We start from the raw sequence: 24136 nt of genomic DNA on the forward strand, positions 1-24136 counted from the left end.
TTATTTAAAATGATTATTTCAATGAATTTAACCAGGCAGGTACATACCCGAGACGAACACGTAGCTGTGCTTCATAGAGCGAGTAAGGAATTACAGGATTTCCCTGCGATTCTAATCGTTTGTACTGGCTGCGCTGTTTGAAGGTTTCACTAAAATCAACAGCCGCTCCATGAAAGCCTATGAGTACGGGAGGCATACATTTCAGCCAGGTAGAGCTAGGATCCCACCACATAAATTGATTGTTCCATCCGGATGCGTAACCTACTTTAGAAACATTCATATTCCAAAGAATAAGGTCATCCAAGTGGTTAGGTAACTGCGATTGGTCTCCTCCTTGACGGCCGGCAATAAAAGATCCTTCACAAGCATCAATCAGGGTAGCACGCGGTTGTGTGGCATGGGCTTCAAAATTACTATCTGAACCCCACTTCAACCTCCAGAGAACTGTTCCGATGCTTTGTTTGGATACTCCCGAAGCATGATGCTGACCAGCACCTATCACATAGTTGCTCAAGTCAACAGTAGTCGGACTCAGTGGAAGGTAACCATCACTTTGATCGACTACCTTACCTATAAAGACACGCGATGAAGCAGCCGAACGAATGGCCGAGTGCCCACGTTCTCCACTAATTCTTAAATCATAAGCTGACAAGTTAGCACAGCTATTCATAGTAAGTGCTTCGCTAACACTTACAAAATTGACTCGGCGTATCCACGAGTTTGTGAGTCGTACCATTTCAAGAGGCTTAAACCCGCCGGTATAGGAGGCTGATCCCTGATGTATGAATCCCGCCTTTGCTCTTCCTTGAAGGGTCAAATCCTCTACTCCTACATTCTCATAATGCGGATATTTCTGAATTTTCCAACCCCATTTGGATTCAACCTCATGCATGAGAGGCTCTGCGAAAGTTATTGAGTTACCACTGATCGATTTTACTTGATGATAATCGAGGACCGATACCCCACTCAAGATCATCTCGTTGTTCGGTAATAAATCTGCAACAGGATGGGGTACCAGCTCCTTCGTGATTAGTTCCGGGGTATTATTTTTCAACGTAAGGCATACCCAATCATTGACACCGATGCCGAGTGTAGAGGCTACCTTGACAGTAAAACTACCTTTTGGTGCATTTTCTGTTATCGTAGTTAAATCAGAAAGACCACTATAATGTTTGATAGTAAGCATCACAGAGGGACTCCATAACTCATTGCTGGTAAGTGATGTGTTCTCTGTATCCATGCGCAAGATGGTTTTATCTCGTCCGGCACCTTTAATGACAAAGTTGCCCATCGTAAGGTGAATCATTTTATTGCTTTCCCCCTCCCCTTGCAATGTATATTCGCCTTCGGGAAAGTAAATGATGGCGTTCGTATTGCCCAGAAAACGTGTTGCACCATCTGCCATCTGTACTCTTGTGGCTCCAGCTGCCTCCAACGTTTTATAAAAAGCCTCACGATCGGAAAGTGCATCATTCGGTACAGCTCCGTAATCTTTAACATTAAAGACTTTATATCCTAATGTATAAACATCAGGAGGAGCCACTTCACCATGTTTATAGCCGGCATACGAGAAATCAAGTAATACATTTTCCGGACTGCCGGTTATATACTCGTTCCAAGCTTTACAAGCATTGGCATCGAACTTAGTCGTGAGCAACTTAGTTTGGACGGTAACTACCTTTATATAACGCTTGGGTGAGATAATGGTAATTTGAATCTGCTCCTTTTGCTCGGCAACGGTCTCGTCAGGAGAAGTCAACCGAAGTTCTTTCTCGACCAATATCGCCTTCCAGCCTTTTGGTGCTTGAATAACGACTTCTTCTACCTCACTCTGCTCCACTTCATACACACGAGTCTCCCCAAGAGGAAAAATCTGCTCCGCTTCAGCTCCCTTTATTCGCAGATAAAACGTATTGATGACAGGAAAACGTAGCTGTCCATTATCCGCATTAAGAGTCAGAATGAGCTCTTGTCGAACGGTATCATATATTACACTACTAAATACCGAGTTGCTACTCTCTCCCAGATAAGCATTAATTTTACTATCATTCTGCATCAGATAATCAAAAGTGATAGCGTTGTCGTAACTAACTTGCCAATAGCCATCATTGCTGATACGCATCTGGGGTGACCTCACGGGTTTTCCTTCGCTATTCGTAGGATACGCTTTAACAGGCCGGCCCTCACCGTCAACCATAGCCATGTACTTTATGCCCTGATCGGTACTATACATCCAATAACCTTCCGGACTGATTCGCAATAACGGCACCAAACCGTTTACTGTTTCGGCACTCAAAAGATTAAGAGATTGCCCATTGGCAAGCTCCACTTTATATCCTTTTTCGATAGGGGTAACCCCAACTACTTGCTGCCCCTGCTGCAAGTAATGCAGACCAAGTACGGAAGCAGTCATCTGCTCCATTGCCGTTTCCAGAGTTGTAACACGCTCTTTTAAAAGAGCCGTTTCTAATTGTAAATCATTGTCTTTCATGCAGCTTTGCAAAGAAAGCAAAATAATATAAATACATATAAAACAAAGGTTCGGTGAATTAACGTTTTTCATAAAGTTATCATTTCAATATTTGCATGCTAAGTACGTAAGAAATAGATATACTTATGTATCAAAGAAATACAAAAAGGATACACTTTTGTACATAAAGAACGGCTCATACTAAGATATTGAGTATCAATGCTATAAATTCTTTATTTTTATATCAAAAACTCGAATGAAGTACGATTGCTTCCTTCGCTTTACCCCTCCTAATGCCCATCTTTTAAATTGAAAAGGGTGATTCATTCTAAATAAATGAACACCCTCTTCCTCTTACTCAAACCACTACCTGTTTAAACTTGGCTTTAGAGAATCATTCCACCTTCAGCCATACATCACTACACAGGTTGCGAAAAATCGAAAACACATCTCTCGGTTGGCACCTACGGTCAATTCTTCCAAGGCTAAGAACGACGATTTACACAAAATCAATCGATTACCTTAAATGAATACTCTTCTCCGCTCTGACTGTCGGTAGCCACCCAAAGCCCAAAGTCGCCGGGCTCTACCACCTTCATCATATCTATGTTATAAAACGCCAGTTCGTTTACAGGCAATTCCAAAGAAACCGTTTTCTTTTCGCCGGGCTTCAATGTGATGCGGGTAAAGCGCTTCAGTTCCTTCACCGGACGGGTAACAGAGCCTACCTTGTCTTGTACATAAAGCTGTGCCACCTCGGTAGCTTCGTACTTTCCGGTATTTTCAAGGTCGAACGTTACCGTGAGCACCTCATCCTTCTTTAGTTCTTTGGCAGATAAACGCACGTTACTATAAGCAAATGTAGTATACGACAAACCGTAGCCGAACGGATAAAGTACATCAAACCCGGCATCCATATAGAAAGAGGTGCATCCCAATGAGGTTTGTCCGGCTTCGATAGGGATATCGTTGAGTAGGGTTTCGGTGCGTGTAGCCGGCCGGCCGGTGTTGTTGTGCGAATAGTAAACGGGAATCTGTCCGACCATTTTAGGAAAGGTAACCGGAGATTTTCCGCTCGGCACTGCCTTGCCAAACAACAGATCGGCCAGTGCGGGACCACCCATCGTACCGGGGTGAAAGCAGTAAAGCACCGCTGAGGAAAGATCGGCTTCGCGCCCGATGGTTAGCGGACGGCCTGCCATCACTACTGTTACGAGTGGTTTTCCGGTTTTTGCCAATGCGGCGATCAACTCTGACTGTGCTCCTTGCAGGTTCAAATCGGCCAAACAGTGGGCCTCGCCCGATAGAATCGACTCTTCACCCACAAAAGCAAGCACTACATCGGCACGCGCAGCAGCAGCGGCTGCGGTAGCCACACCCGAGATATTCTTATCGCGGCTATACGTCAATCCTGGTTCGTAGATGATTTTCAAACGGTCGCCATACATCTCTTTGATGGCATCGAGTGGTGTTTTTGTATGCGATTTCTCGCCATCGAATACCCATGTTCCCAACTGTTCGTAAGGAGCATGCGCCATAGGCCCTACAATCGCCACCGTCTTCACTCCCTCTTTCAAAGGCAGTGTCTGATCGCTATTTTTCAAGAGAATAGCCGATTCGACTGCTGCCTGACGGGCAGCTGCCAGATGAGATTCGGCATACATCACCGATGGCTTCTTTTCATCCACATAGGGCTGATCGAACAGTCCCAGACGGAACTTGATACGCAGAATGTTACGAACAGCTTCGTTGATTGTCTCCTCTTTGACCTTGCCCTCTTTGACCAAAGCAGGCAACTGATTCATAAACGTATAACTCACCATCTCCATATCCACTCCGGCGTTGATTGCCTTCATGGCTGCCTCTTTATCATCGGCGGCAAAACCGTGGGCAATCATCTCCTTACCCGATGCCCAGTCGGTTACGACGAATCCGTCAAAACCCCACTCCTTTCGAAGTACCTGTTTTAAGATGAAAGAGTTTCCGGTTGAGGGTACTCCGTCGTTGTCATTGAACGAGGTCATAAAGGTGGCAGCTCCTGCCTTTGCGGCTGCTTCAAAAGGAGGCAGATAGACATTGCGCAAACGGCGCTCGGGAATATAGGTCGAATTGTAATCACGCCCTCCCTCTGCGGCACCGTAGCCTACAAAATGTTTGGGGCAAGCGGCAATAGACGAAGGGTTACTCAGCGAATCGCCCTGAAAACCTTTGACCATGGCAACCCCCATAACAGAAGTGAGGTATGTATCTTCGCCACATCCTTCGGATATACGTCCCCAACGGGGGTCGCGGGCTATGTCGATCATCGGGGCAAACGTCCAGCGAATACCTACCGAAGCAGCCTCAACAGCAGCCACGCGAGCACCTGTCTCTACGATAGCAGGATTAAAGGTAGCCGCCTGACCCAATGGAATCGGGAAAATCGTTTTAAAACCGTGTATAACATCACGGGCTATAAGCAACGGGATACCCAACCGGGACTCCTCGACGGCTACACGCTGCAAAGCATTGACCCGAACGGGATCTACCTCATTAAGAATAGAACCTACTTCACCTTTTTTAATGACACCACACATATCTTCGATATTACCGAAGGAACTGATCTGGTTCATCTGACCGATCTTCTCTGCGAGAGTCATCTTCGAAAGCAGGTTTTCAACTTTGCTCTCGATCAATTTCTCTTTCGAGTCGGACACTTGGGTACACGAAGCGAAAGGCAGCAAGAGCAAATAAGCTGCAAGTGTTTTGAATGTTTTCATGTTATTTCTATTTATTTTTTCTGAAAGATGCGTACATAATCAATTTCGTAAGTAGCCGGCAATCTGGTTTCATCGACTCCTTCCGCACCGCCCCAGTTTCCACCCCAGGCAAGATTCAGCTTCACATAGAAGGGAACGTTGAACGGCCAGCTATTCTTATCTCCTTTCTTATCATTGAGAAACGTAAAATGGCATTGACCATCAACAAAGCCTTTGATAAAGTCGGGCGTCCACTCCAGCGCATAGACATGAAAAGCCGATTCGGCAGTAGGAACCAGTTGTTCGCCTGTCTTTTGCGTACCATTCACATGGTTGTAAGTATTGCAATGAATGGAAGAGCTAACGTAATTGGCACGATAGCCGACCTCTTCCATAATGTCGATTTCTCCATCGCCGGGCCAGGTTGTGAAGTGCTTGGGCATCATCCAGAAAGCAGGCCAAGTGCCTTTTCCTTGCGGCAACTTTAAGCGTGCTTCGAAATAGCCATACGTCCAGCTACCAAGGGTATTCATACGAGCCGACAGAATCTCGTTACGTACTTTTCGTGCAACAATCTTCAGTACTCCGCCGGAAACGAGCGCACAGGTATCTTTATTCTGCACAGCCGCAATGTAGTGTTGAATTTCGTTATTGCCCCAACCACCGCCTCCGGTTTCGTACCACCACTTTTGGGTATCGGGCAGGGAGGGCTTACCGCCACTCAAACGAGGCGCATCGAATTCATCGTTCCAAACCAGTTGATATCCCTCGGGGGTAGGCACATTCATAGCCGGGGGTATATCGGGATCTACTAAAGGAGTCGCATCGCCCTTGCCACAAGCCAACGCATTTACCGAAAGTAATAAGAGAGAGCATAAATATATCTGTTTCATACCTATTTTAGTCTATTATTTTGATAGTAGCCGAAGGGGGATGGCGAGTATATACCATCCCCCTATCGTTTTATTTATCGAACGAAAAGTCGTCAAAGAAGAACAACCCCGGCGCCGCATGGCCTTCGGCACCAAACTGAATAACAATCTGATCTAAATCCTGCCGATCTTTCACCGCACTGAAGTCGAACTCCAATGACAGCCACTTATCGGTGGTTAAGTTCGCCTTCGTCACTTCAACCTGAGTTTGCCAGGCGTTGCCCCCCAGTTCGCTATTTTGCAGTTTGACAACCACCTGCTTCTGTAGGGTATTTACGGCAATCCAATCGCCTGCTACGGCTGCAGGTGTTGTATAATCATTATAGGAGGGGATAAATACTTTCATCCGCACCTTGTTGACGGTTGTCAGATCGAATTTATATCCTGTTGCCGCATAAGAGATATTGGAGTAAAACGAAGAAGTACGCTCATACAGATAGACCCTCTTCGACTGATTAACCGGAACGGGAGCAGGATTACTGTAAATAGAGTCTAACTGCCCCATCTCCTCGCGTTTGAAGTTAATAGATAGCTTGGCTGCCTCAAAGTCTTCTTTCAGCGAAACGGCTTTCAGCGGAACCACGGGCTTTATGTTCTTCTCTTTCGGAATGAGGCGATACCACCAGCTATTGCCACTCTCTACCACACTGATACAACGCACATAGAGTTCATCGTTCGTCAATGACATGATTTGGAAGGTCGAAGCTCCGGTATAATGGCCGAAGAAAGCACCATCGCTCAGGGTGATGGTCTTATCGGTTTCATTCAAAGCGAACGTGTAGTTGGCTTTGGGCACATACTTCACATCAAAATCGCCATTGCCTCCCGGATTTTCGACTACATCGGTAATGCCGAGTGCCTTGCGACCGTTGTCGTTGGTATAGATATATCCGTTGTTTTTCCATTGCAACTTGACACCTACTTGCGTAAAGGTGAACTCCTGAGAATAAAGACTGCATCCCAGCTTGCCATTGGGTGGGCACGACCACCATTCGGGCGATGTGCTTGCTGCCGGGCCGAGTGCAAAATGGCCACTGTGATACTGGTCAAAGACCCATGTCTTACCCGCTAAGTTGGCAGCTCCACCGGTTAGTGCATTATACATAGGCGTGTCGAGGAGCGACATATCATCGGCAGCAATCGTTACCTCTTTGGTGATCGTTACCGCCCCACCGGTAGTGTACAGCGTCATTGCAATCACGTACGTACCTTTGAAAGGGTATTCGGCTTTTACGCTTTCACCCTTAACGGTGGTACCATTGCCTAAGTTCCAGGTAACCACACCGGGTATTTTCGATTCGTAAGCAAGATCAATGACATTGGCCTTGCTCGCTGTCGGTGTAGCGGTAAAGTTCAGTTCGCTCGCCTGTGGCAAAGCATTCAATGCATAGTCGTCCTTTTCTTGCGGAGCACAAGCTGCTACGGCAAAGAGGGCGATCAGCATCAGGACTGTTGTTTGAAATATATTTTTCATATCTGTTTTACTTATTAATGATGTGACTTCATTTTACTTCCACTGTCCGTTTTGAACCAACTCAAACTCCGTTCCGCGCGTTTTATCTATTTCGCCTTGCGGAATGGGAATATACTTCATCCATTCTTCGAAAGTACGAACCGAGTTGTGAACCGCATCGTTCTCGGTCAATACCCGCGTGGCGTCTCCCCATCTTACTAAATCCCAAAAGCGCATGCCTTCGCCCAAAAACTCCCTACGACGTTCTGCTTTGATATTCTCAACGGTAGCAGGTATCGGATTATCGCTTCCGAAAGCCCGTTTACGTATCTGATCCAAACACTCTTGGGCAGTAACCCCTTGTACTTCGGCCTGACCGTTCATCTTTACCAACTCGGCGTAGTTGAGCAATGTTTCGGCATAGCGGAACAGGCGCAGGTTGTTGCAGAAGTTCAGGTCAATATCGCCCGGAGGAGGATTATAGCCTTTACGGGCGGCGTACTTACGCTGAAACAAGCCCGTATCTTGAAAACGAGAAGCATAGGTTCCGGCCTCCCATTTATTGATCGATCCTTCGCGACGTGTATCACCCTTTTCGTACATCGCATAGGCCGACGAACGTACCGGAGCAAATCCCCAGCCACCGATAAATACTTTATCGGGATCGCTCAGGTTGTTGGGCGAAATAAATGCCGGCAGATTGGTTCCGTAACCACCCCATCCACTCGCCCAGGTTTTACCTTCGGGTAACTGATTGCTTTCAAATATCGATTCCTGACAAAACTCATTTTCATCATTCCACATGGCGTCAAAGTTAGGAAACAAGTTGTAGCTACCGCTTTTTATAATGGTGGCCATGTCGTTGGTCAGTTCGGCATAACGAGTTTGGTCTTTCTGATAGAGTACCACACGAGCCTTCAACATGAGAGCGGCTGCACGTGACACACGTCCTGTGTTGGCGGCACTAACCCGCATCGGGAGTTTTCCATCGGTACAGGCAAAGTCGACATCCGCCATAATCTTCGCATAAATCTCATCCGCCGATAGCTGTTTCGCCATATAGGGCGATGTAGTAAGCGGTTGATCGAAATACGGAATATTTCCCCAGAACTTCCACAATAGATGCACATAATATCCGCGCAGGAAGTGCGCTTCGGCTTTGTATTGTTCGAGTTTGGCTCCATCTACTCCCACGGCATTGTTGCAAGCGATGATAACATTGTTGCATCGTGCCAAGCCCGTATAGTAAATGCTCCAGAGCCCGTCTAAACTCTCTGCAGCAGTAGAGGTAAATTGCGATAGTTTGTAGAGCTGGCTCTGGTCGCCGGCATCACCGCCACCCTTATATATATCGTCCGAACGCAGATCGGACATCAGCAACACAGCATTGTAATTGTTATTGGCATAGCTGTCGAACAACAATATCTGATAGGCAGAACCTAGGTTAGAGAGAATGGCACCTTCGGTGGCTGCTGCCCCCGCTTCTTGCTTCTCGGTCGAAGAGGCCGTTAAGAAATCATCGCCACAGGCAGTTGTCAGAAGTGTTCCTGCCAAAGCGGCTACTATTGTTATGTATGTATATCGTTTCATATCGATAATCTGTTTAATGAATTAAAAAGAGATATTAGCACCTACAGATATGGTTCTCGCCTGCGGATAAATACCGCGATCGACTCCTATCCTATTGTAATCTCCCGTTGCAATTTCCGGATCAAATCCATCGTACCCGGTGAAAGTAAGTAGATTTTCGGCAGAAACAAACACACGTAGTTTCTGAACAGAGACGCGCTTGGTCCACATAGCAGGCAAGGTATAACCGAGCTGAATGTTTTTCAACCGGAGGTAAGTACCATCCTTTATATAGAGATCGGACGAACGCCAGTTACTATTAGGGTTGGCAGTGGTCATGCGAGGAATATGGTTGGAGGTACCTTCGCCGATCCAGCGATCCAATATCCATGTGGGGCGATTCATGGCAGGAATATCGCCACGTTGCGAGAAGTCAAAAATATCGTTCCCGGCTGTTCCCTGGAAGAAGAGGTTCAGGTCAATACCTTTCCACTCACCGCCGATCGAAAGTCCGAAGCTCCAATCGGGCATACCTTTGCCGATCTTTGTTTTGTCATTGTCGTCGACTACACCATCTTGATTGATATCGACAAAACGAACATCGCCGGGTTGTGCCTTCGGTTGCATCTTCTGTCCCTTCTCGTTTACATAAGCATCTATTTCTGCCTGATTCTGGAAAAGGCCATCGGTTTTGTAACCATAGAAATAGGGCCATACTTCGCCATTCTTACCTTTAATATAACTTCCCAACCCGGAAGCACCTGCATTTTCGTAAATGGCTTCGCCCGAGGCGTTGCCCAATTTAATGAGCGTGTTCTTCAAGAACGATGCATTGGCGGCAACGTTATAGCTAAAGTCTCCGATCTTCGATTTCCAACCAAGTTCAAATTCCAGTCCCCAGTTCTCCATATCGCCCACATTGGCGATGGGTGCACTTTGCCCTACGTAGCTTGGTATGGGTTGATCCATCAACATACCATTGGTTTTTTTCTTGAAGTAGTCGAAGCTGAAGTTTAATGCATTATTAAAGAAACGTGCATCAAATCCAAGGTCAATTTGCTCAGACTCTTCCCATTTTACATTGGGATTGGGAATAGCTGCCGGAGAGGTTCCGTATTGCATTTCGCCATTCTTACTATCAGACGAAACAAGATAGCCACCGCCAAAATAATAGTTCTGACCGCCATCCATTAATGAGGTATAACGAAAGTTTCCGATGTTTTCATTACCGTTTTTACCCCAACTGAAGCGAAGTTTGAAGGAGTCGAACCATTGAGGATGATTCTCCAGATAGGGTTCATTGAGTACATTCCAGCCTACCGATACGGCAGGAAAAACGGCCCATTTGTTGCTGGGTCCGAAACGTGAAGAACCGTCGCGTCGCAATGTAGCCTGAATCATATAACGTTCGGCAAAGTTATAATCGATTCGGCCAAAGTAAGAAGCCAGTGCAGCGAAGTTATACCCTCCCGTTCCACCATAAATGCGTTCCAAGTCACGATCGGCAATGGCCGAGTTGATATTCGCTTTATTAGGGTCGAGCTCGAGCAAGTTATAATCACTACCTCCCAATTGGCGGTAAGTGTATTTCTGAGCCGACTGCCCAAGCACTACCGATAGGTTATGTTTTTCGGCGAAAGTTTTATGATATGTCAATACGTTTTCTACCTGCCACTTATACCCTCTGTTCATTTCACTCCACACGGAACTCTGGTCTACATTTTTTCCTTGTGTAGCTAAGAAGTAAGGAAACTCATACCCATCTCTTCCCCAAAAGGCGAGATCGAAACCATAACTGCTTTTGAAGGTTAGTCCTGGAAGGAGATCTATTTCTCCCCAAAATGTTCCGACAAACTTATCTTCGTTATTCTTCTCGGAGCGTTGCTGATTGAGCATAGCTACCGGATTGGCTATTTCCTGAAAGCCGGTAGGAGGAATAGAGAATACTCTACCATCCTTGTCTTTCACCGCATTGGGATATTGTGCGAGAATGGCAGCAGCATCTTCGTCACTCGCATAGACGGGTACAAGGGGGTTGAAGGTTAAGGCACTGCCGAGGATTGAGCCATATTCGGAGTTGGCATCGATTCCTGTCGATGTACTTCTCGAATACCCAATGTTGACACCGATACGCACTTTGTTTAACCACTTACGATTCTCGGCCTCAAAAACGGTATAGGTAGAATTGGAGCGAACACTCCAACGCTCATAGTTGGAACGACCGTAGTCACCACCGACAATGCCTTCTTGGTTAAAGTAACCCAACGAGAGGAAATACTGTATCTTTTCACTTCCTCCATTGATACTCACTTGATGATTCTGTATGGGTGCATCATAATTGAAGGTTTCGTCCTGCCAATCGGTTCCCTTACCACTGGACGCAATCTGTTCCTGAGAGTAACGGGGCGCATTACCGTCGTTTACCAAACTTTCGTTCATAATCGTCATATACTCTTTGGCATCGAGCACCGATTTCTTCTTCCACGGATTTTGCCACCCATAGCTAAAGTCATAGTTTACAGTTGTTTTTCCTTTGGTTCCGCTTTTGGTAGTCACAAGCACTACGCCATTGGCAGCACGGGCACCATAGATAGCAGCGGAAGCAGCATCCTTCAATATCTCGACCGATTCAATATCTACCGGATTAAGGTAGTTGATACCACCATCTACGGGCATTCCGTCGACAATGTAGAGCGGATCGCTATTGTTCACCGTACCGATACCGCGAATGCGGACTTTCGAGTCGGAGTTGGGTTGCCCCGAGCTTTGTGTAATCTGAACGCCCGATACTTTTCCCTTCAATGCATCTTCCACACGCGAAGGTTTAGAAACATTCAGATCATCGGCGGAAACCCGACTGATAGCGGCTGTCACTACGCTTTTCTTTTGTACGCCATAGCCCACTACCACCACTTCGTCGAGAGTTTCGGTATCGTCGGCCAGCACCACCCGAAGCGTACGGTTACCCTTAACGGCAACCTCCTGCGAGCGATAGCCTACATAAGAAATGGAAAGAACCGCATCAGGAGCAACCGAAAGGCTAAATTTGCCCTCAAGATCGGTGATTGTACCATTCGTTGTAGCCCCTTTCACTACTACATTAACTCCGGGCAAAGGTTCATTATCCGACCCAGCCACGACTACGCCTTGAACCTGTATATTCTGTGCGAATACAGGAAGGCAAGCCACTAAGAGAAATAAAATCGATAACAACTTTTTCATAAGTTTTTTATAATTAAGATTAACTCATCGTTATTCAAAGCAACCCGATTGCTCGCTTTGAATAGTGCAAACATAGAGTATTAATCATTTCTTCGGATAAAGTCAATTCATTCTTAAATACGTCAATTCAAATAAATGAATACGTTATTAATACGTCAAAAACAAATAAACTATTAATATAGAGGAGAATAGCAATACGCATAAATAATTCGTCAAGAGTGTTATAGAACATAAAAAGAACAATAAACGAGGTGTTAACTCTCTATTTATCGTTCTTTTTACAACAGGCGTTAAAACCCACTATTTAAATAATCAATCAGGTTTATCTCTCGATCCAATTCAAATTTCTTGCGCAAACGGTACCGGATAGTCTCTACTCCGCGGATGGATATATTAAGTAGCGGAGCTATTTCTTTGGAGGAAAGGTTCATTTTAAGATAAGCACACATCATTCGCTCGTTGAACGACAAATCGGGGTGCTTTCGCCCGAGGTTCTTCATGAAATTGTTGTGTACAAGATCAAACTGCTCTTCGATACGCTTCAGCACTTCATCACTTTGAATATTAGAATTTATCTTATTGCTCACCACAAGCAGCATCTTTTTTGCATCGGCACCCCCTTCGCCTTTGAGGCCTGAGATAGCCTTAAACAGGTCTGATTTAATTTCGGTAAGCATCTCATTCTTACGCACAAAATTAATCATAAGATTGGCCATTTCCTGACTTTTATACTGTAAGTCGTGCTGCAATCTTTCTTTTTCCAACTCCATGATCTGACGCTCCTTACGGGCGTTCTCTTCTTCGTATTCTTTCTCTCTCTCTTGCAATTCTTTATCTTTTTCGACCACAGCCTGACGCTTTTTGCGTCGCACACGCACATCATCCCAACGATAAAGATACCATAAACCGGCAAAAAAGAGAATGAAGTAGCACACGTAAGCAATTGCCGTGCGGTACCAAGGAGGATGAATACGAAACTTGAAAGAGTCCATAGCCGTGGTTCCATCCGGGAAAACCGCTTTTACATCAAAGACATAATCTCCTTCGGACAGGTTGCTATACTCTTTAATACGCACGTTGGTGAAGTCCGACCATTCCTTCTCATTGAGCCTATATTGGTAACTCACGTCTTCGACATGAGTTAATGAAGAGAGCCCATATTCAAAACGAATGGAGTTTTGTTGATAAGAAATCTCGGGTTCCTCTTTCAGCGAAAGAAAATTATCACTATAAATCAACGAGTCTTTGGGGTAAGAGAGATAAACATTGCGAATGTGCATAGAGTGACTATAGTCTCTGCGGCTTTGCAACGAAGGTACTTTAAATAATGCGAAACCGTTGTCATTGGGCAGAATCATAAGCGAATCCGAAAGAGGGACAATCGCCTCAGCGCCCTGTACCAACTCAACTGCACGTTGTTCAATAGGTGTAATACAAGTACCCGCACCCCGTTTATACACACGAAGATTCCCAATACAGATTTCGCGATGATTTAAACTAATCAGGTGATTATTATACTCGACCAAACGGGTATACGGATTGGCTCCATTTAATAAATTATCCATTTCCCGACAAGCCTCCATACGATCGGTTGCTTGATTGTGTTGATAAATGCCGCGGGGAGTAGCAAAGTAAACCTTACCGCCAATCTTGCTGGCAAAGAGCTCTTTATTGGTGGGGAATCCCTGTGCGACGCCATACGATTTAATATCCACTACCTGCAAGTGATCGGCACTGAGCTCGAGGCGAATCATCTTATCGGTATTATAAAGCCAAATAATCTGTGACGTTTCTTGCTCGAAGAATCGACAGGAATCGATAATACCTTGCACTTTACTTACGATGCGCCACTCTCCCTCTTTCTTTTCCATCAAATAGAGTCCGTCATAAACACCTACGAACATTTGGTCGGTAGTTCCCATAACCGGCTGACAAACCCATGCTCCTGCTACATCGGCCACTTTCCGCATCGTAGTACCTTCGACCAGAAAGACTCCCCGGTCGTGGAGGCAAAAAAGGTCATTGCCGATGCGGCATAAATTCCAGACTTGTCCGCTCGAATGAGCTACCGGACGAATATCCGGCAAGTTATCGGTCAGGCGAACCGGATAGGGCGTATAATATAATCCGCGATTGGTACCTAAGTAGAGGTATTCGTCTGCCAGCAACGCCGCATATCCGGTACCATAAGAATAAGGATACGAATACAGGTTTGTCAACGATGAATTGAGACAAACGTAATCAATTCCGCTGTCGAGTCCGGCCCATAGATTATTCCATTCATCGAATGCTACCGAAAGTACGGTGTTATTTTGCAAACCATTGTATTCATTAAAATATTTGGCCTGCAACGTTCGTGTATCAATCAGCACCACTCCTTTATGTACCGTTCCCAAAGCAATCATATCGCCGGAAGCATCGGCGCAGAACACCTCATTTTGTCGCATAAACTCCTCTACTCCGGTTACCAGAGGAATGGTTGTTCGACCGTCGCAATAAAACAAGCCATCGTATGCAGTCACTACAATCACCCCCTCTTTATAAGGTACAATGCTTCGAATACGTTTCGATCTTAATTGCTCCGCTCCCTGCAATGGGAAGAAGGTATTGCCTACTAGCACATATACTCCATGATCGGTTCCAATATAGAGTATGCCATTGACCATATCCGAACAATCTATCTTATGCCCCGTATCAATAGAGGTATATTTTCCATTAAGATACTTCAGTACCATACCGTCACCTTGTAGATAAAGAATGTTGTCACTTTCGTGAATACCCCATACATTGCCTAAATAACGGGTCTTTTCGTCAAGCGAATCGGACATACAAGTGTAAATAAGCTTTCCGCCTTTGCCCGGTTCAAAGTAACCGAACTCATTGATACCTCCCGCATAAATACGTTTTTGAGATACGGAAGGGAGCACCGAACGCAGATCGGAGCCATTATGGAGAGGAAAAACACTCCATATATTACCATCGAACTGTAACATGCCGTTTTTATTGGCAAAGTACACCCAATTGTCATTGTAAGCAGCTACTTGCCAGGTTTGTGAACCTTTACCATAAAGACTTTTCGGATAATTAATGATAAAGTTATTCCAATCGGAAGCCCAGGTGGAAGACAGGCTTAGGAAAAATAACAGGAGTACGACAAAGGATGCCTTATTCAATCGGTTCATAGCGGACTTTTATAGTTAACAGGAACGCAAACATACTTCATTCTGACGAACTATGCAATAAAATAAACAAAAAGGTAATCTATACCGAGAAGAAATAAACAGAGGTCCGGAACCTTCGGCCGGGATGGTCGGAACCCTTGAACAAGATGGTCGGACGATTGACGACAAAGCATACTACTTTTTTTGATACTGATAATAAAAAGAGTCCATTCGAAGTTCTTTCTCACGAACAGCTTAAAGGAGTAATTAAATAATAACCTATATATCAATGGATTACAAATTTTCTACAAAAAACAGCTCCAGACGCACCAAATCCTTAGGTACATTGGCAACTAATGTTCATCTTTGCATCGTTGATCAACATAAAGTTAAGAAAATAAATTATTTAATCTTTAAAAAAAACGTAATATGAGTGTAGTATATAGAGTTGTAAAACGCGTATCGAACCCTTTGAAGGCCGATTCGCCTAAAAAGTTTTATCCGCAGGCAATCACCATGGGCAAATCGGTAGATTTGAAGTTTATGGCACAAAAAATGAGAGATTCGTCATCATTATCGGTAGGCGATATAAAGAGTGCCCTCCAAACATTCGTCGAAAAGCTAAAAGAGCAGTTGCTTGAAGGAAAAACCGTCAACATCGAAGGACTGGGAGTATTCATGCTTTCGATTCGTTCGAAGGGAGAGGAAAAGGCAGAGGATGTAACAGCGACCAGCGCCAGCAGTGTGCGTGTTTGCTTTCAGGCAAGCAAAGACCTTAGAGTAAGCAAAATAGCCACCCGCGCCGAAGAGCGTCTCGACCTGATTAGTTTGGAGGACTATCTGAAAGGTATAGGACTATCCACCACCCCGCTAACTCCGGGCGAAGGCGAACCGGAAAATCCATTCGAATAGTGCAGTAAAGAATGTCGCGACACAGTGCATAAGCACCTGCAAATCAAATGGGATTTACAAAAAAAAGCATCTCGATTAAATCGAGATGCTTTTCAAACGTTTCATCGTTTCTGAGCCTCTTGTCGGATTCGAACCAACGACCCCGAGATTACAAATCACGTGCTCTGGCCAGCTGAGCTAAAGAGGCGGGTGGGTAAGCTTACTATATCGCGCCGCTACAACCAACTACCTTTGCTGCGATCAAGCCCTGGAGGATTTGAAGGGAGCTGGCCGTATAGGACTTACCCGTTTTGCGATTGCAAAGGTACGCCTTTTTCCCGAATATGCAATACCCTTGCGTGTTTTTTTCTGCACTAAAAAAGTAAACATTTCATGTTCAGACACTTAATATTGAAAAAAAATCAAACTAATTATGCACACTGGGCTTTATTAACTTTAACAGCCTTATTTTCCTCTTCAACCAATATTATTTGTACCTTTGTGCACTATTTATACTACTAAGATGACAGAAAGCAGAAGTTCTTTACAGAAGTATGCCATGCACTTTGGCACCTATATGGGAATTTATTGGATACTCAAATTCATTCTCTTCCCAATCGGGCTAACCATTCCCTTTATTCTATTCCTCTTTGTTGGGTTAACACTAGGAGTACCATTCATGGGATATTATTATGTACGCATGTATCGCAATAAGGTTTGCGGAGGATACATCAGCTTTATGCAAGCCTGGATCTTTACTATATTTATGTATCTGTTTGCCGCCTTACTAACCGCTTTGGCACATTATGTATACTTCCGCTACATCGACAACGGATTTGTGGCAGACACCTACCTGAAACTATTAAACAACGCATCAAGCTCACAATCAGCCGGAATGCAACCTTATATGGAGCAAATAGAAAAGATGATCGAACTCATCGGCTCAATGACTCCCATCGACATCACCTTACAACTCTTGTCACAAAATGTATTCTACGGAACCATACTAGCCATCCCCACTGCTTTATTCGTAATGAAACGCGATCGGATGTCGATCAACCCGAATGCATAATAACTAACTATATAACTCATAAATAGCCACCATGGATATATCTGTAGTCGTTCCTTTATTTAACGAAGAAGAATCAATTCCCGAATTATATGCCTGGATTGAGCGTGTGATGAAAGCCAACCATTTCAGTTTTGAAGTTATTTTCGTAAACGATGGCAGCACAGATCGCTCTTGGGAAATTATCCAAGATCTTCAATCGCGCGCCGGAAGAGCCGTTAAAGGGATCAAGTTTAGACGCAACTATGGCAAATCGCCCGCTTTATTCTGCGGATTCGAACAAGCCGAGGGCGATGTTGTGATAACAATGGATGCCGATTTGCAAGATAGCCCGGACGAGATACCCGAACTATATCGAATGATTACTCAGGACGGATACGATCTGGTTTCGGGGTGGAAACAAAAAAGATATGACCCGCTATCTAAAACCCTTCCCACCAAATTATTCAACGCTACCGCGCGTAAAGTGTCGGGAATTCATAACCTACACGACTTTAACTGCGGACTGAAAGCCTACCGCAAAGCTGTGGTGAAAAACATCGAGGTTTATGGAGAGATGCATCGCTACATCCCCTACCTGGCCAAAAATGCCGGATTCAAGAATATCGGTGAGAAGGTAGTACACCATCAGGCACGCAAATTCGGAACAACCAAGTTCGGAGGATGGAACCGCTTCTTCAATGGCTACCTCGATTTAATATCGCTCTGGTTCTTATCCAAATTCGGAGTAAAACCGATGCATTTCTTCGGTCTGCTGGGATCTTTGATGTTCATATTGGGTTTTATCGCCGTAGTGATTGTGGGAGGGCATAAACTCTATTATATGGTTCAAGACATGCCGTATCGTTTGGTTACAGATTCTCCTTATTTTTATTTGGCGCTTACTTCCATGATTCTAGGCACACAATTGTTTCTGGCAGGCTTCTTGGGCGAACTCATTTCGCGCAACGCTCCCGAACGTAATAACTACCTGATCGAGGAGAAAATATAAAAAAAGATTAACCCGTAGTGATGAATATGATATGAAAATTTTAATTCGATTCTTTCTGATACTGCTTATCGCCTGTTCTGCAGTCGGTATTAGCACTTCCTGTTCGGACGACAACAATTGTTCGATGGGAGGACGCGATATGATAAACGGTTCGCTATTCAGTATCGAACCGGTGGACAAGAAGGTGGTCAACGATACACTCGACTCATTGACTGTGACTGCTCTTGGAACCGACTCTATTATTATCAACAACCAGAAAAAGGTACATACCCTGTCGCTTCCGTTGCGATTTACCGAAGAAGTAACCGTATTGTTGTTTCACTACGACTATAAACGCCGTCCCGACTATGTCGATACAGTGTATGTGGAACATAAAAATACTCCCTACTTTCAATCGATGGAGTGTGGCTACACCATGAAGCAAGCCATACAACACATCCGGGTAGGAAATGGAAAGGTGAAAGGAACTGTGAGAATGGACTCTATTAAAATAATCAACCCTAATGCCAATATCAATGGGACACAGAATCTTAAGATGTTCTTCCGCTTCCGCGATCGTACTGTCAATTAGCCTGTTTCTCCTCTTCTCGATTGTCTTTCCGGCAGGGGCACAAACCTCACGTCCAACCCATGTACCGAAAAGAGATCAGAAAAAGTATAAGAAAGAAGAGGCAAAACCCGATACGATTCCACTGTTCTATGGTGCATACGTCGGCGTTGACATATTCGGCATAGGAAGCAACCTCTTCGGAAGTGACTTTATGAGTTCGGAGATCAGCTTGGTAGCTAATTTGAAAAACAAATTCCTGCCAACACTGGAATTGGGATATGGTAGCACCGATGCATGGAATGAAACAGGTATCCATTACAAAAGCAGTGCCCCTTATTTTCGTATCGGAGCAGACTATAACACCATGTCGAAGAAGAAGGATAAAAGTAGCTATCTCTTCGTTGGGCTTCGTTATGGTATGAGCAGCTTTAAATATAACATTAACAGCTTGCCGATGGACGACCCTATTTGGGGAGATGCTGTTCAAAATCCCAGTCTCGAAGATGGCATTTGGGGAGGTGCAAGTGTACCTTTCAATCATAGTAATCTAAAAGCTACCGTACAATGGTTCGAGTTAGTAGCAGGGGTCAAGGTAAAGGTTTATAAGAATTTCAATATGGGATGGGCCATCCGAATGAAATACAAAATATCGGCATCGATGAGCGAATATGCCGATCCATGGTATGTGCCGGGGTTTGGCAAATATAAGTCAAACAATATCGGCGTCACCTACTCCTTGATATATACATTACCTATTAAATCAAAATGACAGGATTCGAAATTTGGCTGATCGCCATAGGCTTGGCAATGGACTGCTTTGCAGTTTCAATTGCCAGCGGTATTATTTTAAAACGTATTCAATGGCGTCCCATACTGATAATGGCTTTTTTCTTTGGCCTCTTTCAAGCATTGATGCCGCTCATCGGGTGGCTTTGCGCCAACACCTTTAGTCATTTGATCGAAAACGTCGATCACTGGATTGCCTTCGGCATCCTGAGTTTCCTTGGTGGACGAATGATTATCGAGTCATTCAAGCACGAAGATGACCGAAAAGAATTAAACCCGACAAGCCTCAAAGTAGTACTTACGCTGGCGATTGCAACAAGTATAGATGCGTTGGCAGTGGGCATCTCTTTTGCCTTTATGGGTATCAAAGACCTAACGGGCATTCTTAGTTCTATCTCCGTTATCGGAGTGGTTTCGTTTGCGCTATCGGTGATCGGGTTGCTATTGGGCATTAAGTGTCATTGCAGCCAGGCACGCAAACTACATGCCGAATTGTGGGGAGGCATCATTTTGGTGCTTATCGGAATAAAAATATTGGTGGAACATCTCATCTCTTAATAATTATAATGGAAAGAAAAGCAAAAAAGAGCTTTTTAGCTCTCGGTGTGCTACTACTGGCAACCATCTGGATATTGGCTCGACGCAACGAAGTTCCTTATCATAGCATCAATGGACTGGTTTTCGGTACGGTCTACAACATCACTTATCAGTACGATGGTGACTTGAAAACCGAAATAGAGGCAGAACTTAAACGGTTCGACGGCTCGCTTTCTCCCTTCAACGACACCTCGGTAATCAGCCGTATCAACCGAAATGAAGAGATCGTTGCAGACAGCTTCTTCACGAAATGCTTCGATCGCTCGATGGAAGTTTCGAAAGAAACCCAAGGAGCTTTCGATATCACTATTGCACCATTGGCAAATGCGTGGGGATTTGGTTTCAAGCAAGGTGCATTTCCCGATTCGGCAACGATCGATAGTTTACTCGAAATCACCGGCTATCAAAAAGTAAAGTTGGAGAACGGAACGGTTATCAAACAAGACCCACGCATTATGCTTAGTTGTAGTGCTATAGCCAAAGGCTATTCGGTCGACGTAGTAGCCAACTACCTAAACAGCAAAGGTATTAAAAACTACATGGTCGATATTGGTGGAGAGATTGTAGCCAAGGGTAGAAATCCGAAAAACAACTTATGGCGCATCGGTATCAATAAACCGATAGATGATTCGCTCTCGGTAAACCAAGAGATACAAACCATTTTGGCACTAACCGATGTGGGGTTGGCTACTTCGGGCAACTACCGTAATTTCTATTATAAAGACGGAAAGAAATATGCCCATACCATCGACCCCCGTACGGGATATCCGGTGCAGCACAATATCCTGTCGGCCACTGTGGTAGCCGAAGATTGCATGACCGCCGATGCACTTGCTACCGCCTTTATGGTAATGGGATTGGAAAAAGCCGAAGCCTTTGCCAATGCCCACCCTACGATCGATGCCTGCTTCATCTATAGTGACGAAAAAGGAACCCCACAAATGTTCTTTACCGAAGGTATGAAAAAATACATGGCCAAATAGCATTGACCATCGTCATCAGCCTTCAACCATACACTTTAGGGCTTTAAAAAGACAAAGTAAACAGCAGCTACCAGGCAGATAAAAGCGGCTAGGTGATTCCAATGCAGAGATTCGCCTTTAAAGTAAACGGAAGAGAAGAGAACGAAAACGAATAAAGTAATCACTTCTTGAATAACTTTAAGCTGCATTAGCGAGAATGGACCTCCATTCCCGCTGAAGCCAATGCGATTGGCGGGTATCTGAGCACAATACTCAAAGAGGGCAATGCCCCATGAGAATAGAATAACAGCCAAAAGTGGCCAGTTGCTGATTGCTTCCGTTTCTTGAAGTTTAAGATGCCCATACCAGGCAAAAGTCATAAAGACATTAGATACAATCAGCAATAAAATAGAGTAAACACCACTCATATCATTTTATAATTTACATTCAATCAATTTTGTCGGGCAATAATTCTTCCTGCACATGGGTCATGCTGCCCCACATGCTATATCGGGCTTCGGGGTTCAATGCTTCTAACTGACGCAGAATACCCTTCATATCACTCCGGCTCGATTGCGATTCGTATGGACAATTCTTAACCTGCTTCCGGTAGCCTCGATACGCAGCCAGTTCGATCAAATCGCTCTCATGCACCAGACACATGGGGCGAATGATCGTCATCTCAAACTTATCCATCACCAATTTCGGAGGCATAGTGCTGAATGCTCCCTGATAAGTCATATTCATCAATAAAGTTTCCAAGATATCATCCATGTGATGACCTAAGGCTATTTTATTACAACCGTGTTCTTTTGCTACCGCAAAGAGCGCTTTCCGGCGATTCCACGAACAGAGAAAACAGGGTGACTTACGGGTGTCGGTTGTTGGATCGAAAGAGGTTTTGTAGACAACGAATGGCACACCATACTGTTCGGCATGAGCTTGCAGATAAGCAAGATCACTCTTATAGGGTATATTTTCCATCACCACGTGAACGGCTACGACTGAAAAACGAGGTTTAAATATCTGCGAACGCTTCCCCAGCAACTCAATCAGAGCCAAAGAATCTTTTCCACCCGAAAGACCAATCAGTATCTTATCACCCTCTTCAATCAACCTATAAGATACCACGCCTTTATTGAATCTACGCTCAATACGGCGAATCATTTTTTCTTCTTCTGTAAACTGTGCCATAATTTAAAAATCGGCTACAAAAGTAAGAGAAAAGAATGATTTAAAGAAGAATTAACATAATAGAATAAGAGAAAAAAGGATAATTCCCAATTAATTTGTACTTTTGAAGTTCACTAAATAAAACGTATGAAGAAAAAATATATCCTCTTCCTCCTTATCAGTTTCTTCACGATAAGCCTTTCGGCACAAACGCTGGAACAGGCTCGAAACTTATATGCCAATAAAGAATACGAAAAGGCTGCACCCATCTTTGAAAAATATGTCAAATCTCAGCCAACTAATGGAAATTACAATTTATGGTACGGCGTGTGCTGTCTCGAAACGGGACGTCCTGCTGAAGCAGTGAAATATCTGGAAACAGCTGTAAAAAGACGCGTCGCGAGCGGGCAGCTTTATCTGGCGCAAGCTTATAACAATGTGTATCGCTACGAGGATGCGATCCAATGCTACGAAGAGTATATTGAAGCACTTAAAAAGAGAAAGCAACCTACCGAAGAGGCAGAAAAGCTGTTAGACAAGAGCAAAGCCGATTTTAGAATGTTCAAAGGAGTCGAAGAAGTATGTGTCATTGACAGCTTCGTAGTAGACAAGGCTTCTTTCCTACAGACTTACAAAATCAGCGAAGAGTCGGGTAAGCTCTATACCTTCGATGAATATTTCAAAGTGACCGGCAACCACCCCGGTACGGTTTACGAAACAGAATTAGGCAATAAGCTGTACTACAGTGAAACGGGAAAAGATGATTTATTGAATATCTTCTCTAAAAACAAACTGATCGACGAATGGAGCAAAGGCACCTTATTGCCCGAAAACATCAATGCGACGGGCAACACCAACTATCCCTTCGTATTGACCGATGGTATTACGATCTATTATGCGAGTGATGGCGCTGGGTCGATTAGTGGATATGATATTTTCGTTACCCGCTACAACACCAACACCGATACCTATCTGACTCCTGAGAATGTGGGAATGCCTTTTAATTCGCCATTCAATGATTATATGTATGTAATCGATGAGTATAATAATCTGGGGTGGTTTGCTTCCGACCGTTATCAGCCTGAAGGAAAGGTATGTGTCTATGTCTTCATCCCCAATAGCTCGAAGCGGATATATAATTATGAATCGACTCCACACGAACAGATGGTATCACTGGCACAATTGCGCTCTTTGAAAGATACCTGGAAAGACAAAACAGAAGTACAAGAAGCCTTGCAACGACTCGAAAGTGCGATCAACCATAAACCGCAAGAACGGCAGGTGTACGACTTTGTTTTTGTGATAGACGATCAACGCACGTATCACCAATTAAGCGATTTCCGCTCAAAGCAGGCTCAAGAACAGTTTCAGCAATATCAACGCATGGAGAAAGACTTCAAGCAACAGGAAAGTAAACTTGATCAACAACGCCAAGCCTATACAAAGGGCAATAAAGAAGCAAAAGCAAAACTGACTCCCGCTATTCTTGATTTGGAGAAGCGGGTTCGCCAAATGTCGCTAGAACTCGATGAACAAGCAATCAAGGTGCGCAGCATAGAAAAACAATAAATC

17 protein-coding genes and 1 tRNA gene are annotated in these 24136 nt (G+C 44.5%); 8 read left to right on the top strand and 10 right to left on the bottom strand.

The features are described from left to right. Positions 1-13: 13 nt before the first annotated feature. The 7 genes from TY03_RS05770 to TY03_RS05800 all read right to left on the bottom strand — a co-directional run bounded on the left by TY03_RS05770 (position 14) and on the right by TY03_RS05800 (position 15566). Positions 14-2491, bottom strand: a complete 2478-nt coding sequence (locus TY03_RS05770) for a DUF4955 domain-containing protein (protein WP_230201912.1) — start codon at positions 2489-2491, stop codon at positions 14-16. Between the two features lie 488 nt (positions 2492-2979). Further along, complete coding sequence (bglX, locus tag TY03_RS05775; protein ID WP_042368172.1) at positions 2980-5229, bottom strand: beta-glucosidase BglX; 2250 nt, start codon at positions 5227-5229, stop codon at positions 2980-2982. Between the two features lie 11 nt (positions 5230-5240). Next, entirely contained in the window at positions 5241-6101 is an 861-nt protein-coding gene (locus TY03_RS05780) for a glycoside hydrolase family 16 protein (protein WP_042368174.1), read from the bottom strand. 70 nt (positions 6102-6171) lie between these two features. Next, positions 6172-7614 carry a PKD domain-containing protein gene (locus TY03_RS05785; RefSeq protein WP_042368176.1) on the bottom strand — a complete coding sequence of 481 codons (1443 nt, stop codon included), beginning with the start codon at positions 7612-7614 and terminating at the stop codon, positions 6172-6174. 33 nt (positions 7615-7647) lie between these two features. Next, positions 7648-9183: a RagB/SusD family nutrient uptake outer membrane protein gene (locus TY03_RS05790; RefSeq protein WP_042368178.1), complete on the bottom strand. Its 1536-nt coding sequence runs from the start codon at positions 9181-9183 to the stop codon at positions 7648-7650. A 21-nt stretch (positions 9184-9204) separates the two neighbouring features. After that, the gene (locus TY03_RS05795) at positions 9205-12384 is read right to left on the bottom strand and encodes a SusC/RagA family TonB-linked outer membrane protein (protein WP_042368179.1); all 3180 of its coding nucleotides are present in this window, start codon (positions 12382-12384) and stop codon (positions 9205-9207) included. Positions 12385-12674: 290 nt separating this feature from the next. Then, positions 12675-15566 carry a triple tyrosine motif-containing protein gene (locus tag TY03_RS05800; RefSeq protein WP_042368181.1) on the bottom strand — a complete coding sequence of 964 codons (2892 nt, stop codon included), beginning with the start codon at positions 15564-15566 and terminating at the stop codon, positions 12675-12677. A gap of 408 nt (positions 15567-15974) precedes the next feature. Here TY03_RS05800 and TY03_RS05805 point away from each other — a divergent pair, with 408 nt between their 5' ends. Continuing rightward, positions 15975-16457: an HU family DNA-binding protein gene (locus TY03_RS05805; RefSeq protein WP_042368182.1), complete on the top strand. Its 483-nt coding sequence runs from the start codon at positions 15975-15977 to the stop codon at positions 16455-16457. Between the two features lie 113 nt (positions 16458-16570). On the opposite strand, the gene TY03_RS05810 is transcribed toward TY03_RS05805, so the two are convergent. Beyond that, positions 16571-16644, bottom strand: a tRNA-Thr gene (locus TY03_RS05810). A 315-nt stretch (positions 16645-16959) separates the two neighbouring features. Here TY03_RS05810 and TY03_RS05815 point away from each other — a divergent pair. The 6 genes from TY03_RS05815 to TY03_RS05840 are packed head-to-tail and all read left to right on the top strand — an operon-like array spanning position 16960 to position 21412. Then, positions 16960-17508, top strand: a complete 549-nt coding sequence (locus tag TY03_RS05815) for a DUF4199 domain-containing protein (RefSeq protein WP_042368183.1) — start codon at positions 16960-16962, stop codon at positions 17506-17508. Between the two features lie 31 nt (positions 17509-17539). Beyond that, on the top strand, positions 17540-18496 hold the full coding sequence (locus tag TY03_RS05820) for a glycosyltransferase family 2 protein (RefSeq protein ID WP_042368184.1): 957 nt from the start codon (positions 17540-17542) through the stop codon (positions 18494-18496). Between the two features lie 31 nt (positions 18497-18527). Continuing rightward, positions 18528-19067 (top strand): DUF6452 family protein, encoded by a 540-nt coding sequence (locus tag TY03_RS05825; RefSeq protein ID WP_042368185.1) that lies wholly within the window; start codon positions 18528-18530, stop codon positions 19065-19067. Then, on the top strand, positions 19012-19815 hold the full coding sequence (locus tag TY03_RS05830; protein WP_042368186.1) for a DUF6048 family protein: 804 nt from the start codon (positions 19012-19014) through the stop codon (positions 19813-19815). The genes TY03_RS05825 and TY03_RS05830 overlap by 56 nt, the downstream gene beginning before the upstream one ends. Continuing rightward, complete coding sequence (locus TY03_RS05835) at positions 19812-20390, top strand: manganese efflux pump MntP (protein WP_042368188.1); 579 nt, start codon at positions 19812-19814, stop codon at positions 20388-20390. Before TY03_RS05830 ends, TY03_RS05835 begins: the two co-directional genes overlap by 4 nt. An 8-nt stretch (positions 20391-20398) precedes the next feature. Continuing rightward, complete coding sequence (locus tag TY03_RS05840; RefSeq protein WP_042368190.1) at positions 20399-21412, top strand: FAD:protein FMN transferase; 1014 nt, start codon at positions 20399-20401, stop codon at positions 21410-21412. 35 nt (positions 21413-21447) lie between these two features. On the opposite strand, the gene TY03_RS05845 is transcribed toward TY03_RS05840, so the two are convergent. Further along, positions 21448-21819 carry a DMT family protein gene (locus tag TY03_RS05845; RefSeq protein ID WP_042368192.1) on the bottom strand — a complete coding sequence of 124 codons (372 nt, stop codon included), beginning with the start codon at positions 21817-21819 and terminating at the stop codon, positions 21448-21450. Between the two features lie 19 nt (positions 21820-21838). Then, positions 21839-22585: an ATP-binding protein gene (locus TY03_RS05850; RefSeq protein ID WP_042368194.1), complete on the bottom strand. Its 747-nt coding sequence runs from the start codon at positions 22583-22585 to the stop codon at positions 21839-21841. A 126-nt stretch (positions 22586-22711) separates the two neighbouring features. Between TY03_RS05850 and TY03_RS05855 the strand changes: the two genes are divergently transcribed. Continuing rightward, positions 22712-24133, top strand: coding sequence for a tetratricopeptide repeat protein (locus TY03_RS05855; RefSeq protein ID WP_042368196.1), 1422 nt, complete (start codon positions 22712-22714; stop codon positions 24131-24133). The last annotated feature ends 3 nt before the right edge of the window (positions 24134-24136 follow it).

Source organism: Bacteroides neonati (assembly GCF_000499785.1).
Classification (GTDB): domain Bacteria; phylum Bacteroidota; class Bacteroidia; order Bacteroidales; family Bacteroidaceae; genus Bacteroides; species Bacteroides neonati.

Excerpts from the sequence above, each read along its gene's own strand:
- TY03_RS05845 (WP_042368192.1), bottom strand. The coding sequence starts at position 21,819 with ATGAGTGGTGTTTACTCTATTTTATTGCTGATTGTATCTAATGTCTTT.
- TY03_RS05805 (WP_042368182.1), top strand. The coding sequence starts at position 15,975 with ATGAGTGTAGTATATAGAGTTGTAAAACGCGTATCGAACCCTTTGAAG.
- TY03_RS05790 (WP_042368178.1), bottom strand. The coding sequence starts at position 9,183 with ATGAAACGATATACATACATAACAATAGTAGCCGCTTTGGCAGGAACA.
- TY03_RS05825 (WP_042368185.1), top strand. The coding sequence starts at position 18,528 with ATGAAAATTTTAATTCGATTCTTTCTGATACTGCTTATCGCCTGTTCT.
- TY03_RS05770 (WP_230201912.1), bottom strand. The coding sequence starts at position 2,491 with ATGAAAGACAATGATTTACAATTAGAAACGGCTCTTTTAAAAGAGCGT.
- TY03_RS05795 (WP_042368179.1), bottom strand. The coding sequence starts at position 12,384 with ATGAAAAAGTTGTTATCGATTTTATTTCTCTTAGTGGCTTGCCTTCCT.
- TY03_RS05780 (WP_042368174.1), bottom strand. The coding sequence starts at position 6,101 with ATGAAACAGATATATTTATGCTCTCTCTTATTACTTTCGGTAAATGCG.
- TY03_RS05800 (WP_042368181.1), bottom strand. The coding sequence starts at position 15,566 with ATGAACCGATTGAATAAGGCATCCTTTGTCGTACTCCTGTTATTTTTC.
- TY03_RS05840 (WP_042368190.1), top strand. The coding sequence starts at position 20,399 with ATGGAAAGAAAAGCAAAAAAGAGCTTTTTAGCTCTCGGTGTGCTACTA.
- bglX (WP_042368172.1), bottom strand. The coding sequence starts at position 5,229 with ATGAAAACATTCAAAACACTTGCAGCTTATTTGCTCTTGCTGCCTTTC.
- TY03_RS05850 (WP_042368194.1), bottom strand. The coding sequence starts at position 22,585 with ATGGCACAGTTTACAGAAGAAGAAAAAATGATTCGCCGTATTGAGCGT.
- TY03_RS05835 (WP_042368188.1), top strand. The coding sequence starts at position 19,812 with ATGACAGGATTCGAAATTTGGCTGATCGCCATAGGCTTGGCAATGGAC.
- TY03_RS05785 (WP_042368176.1), bottom strand. The coding sequence starts at position 7,614 with ATGAAAAATATATTTCAAACAACAGTCCTGATGCTGATCGCCCTCTTT.
- TY03_RS05815 (WP_042368183.1), top strand. The coding sequence starts at position 16,960 with ATGACAGAAAGCAGAAGTTCTTTACAGAAGTATGCCATGCACTTTGGC.
- TY03_RS05855 (WP_042368196.1), top strand. The coding sequence starts at position 22,712 with ATGAAGAAAAAATATATCCTCTTCCTCCTTATCAGTTTCTTCACGATA.
- TY03_RS05820 (WP_042368184.1), top strand. The coding sequence starts at position 17,540 with ATGGATATATCTGTAGTCGTTCCTTTATTTAACGAAGAAGAATCAATT.
- TY03_RS05830 (WP_042368186.1), top strand. The coding sequence starts at position 19,012 with ATGGGACACAGAATCTTAAGATGTTCTTCCGCTTCCGCGATCGTACTG.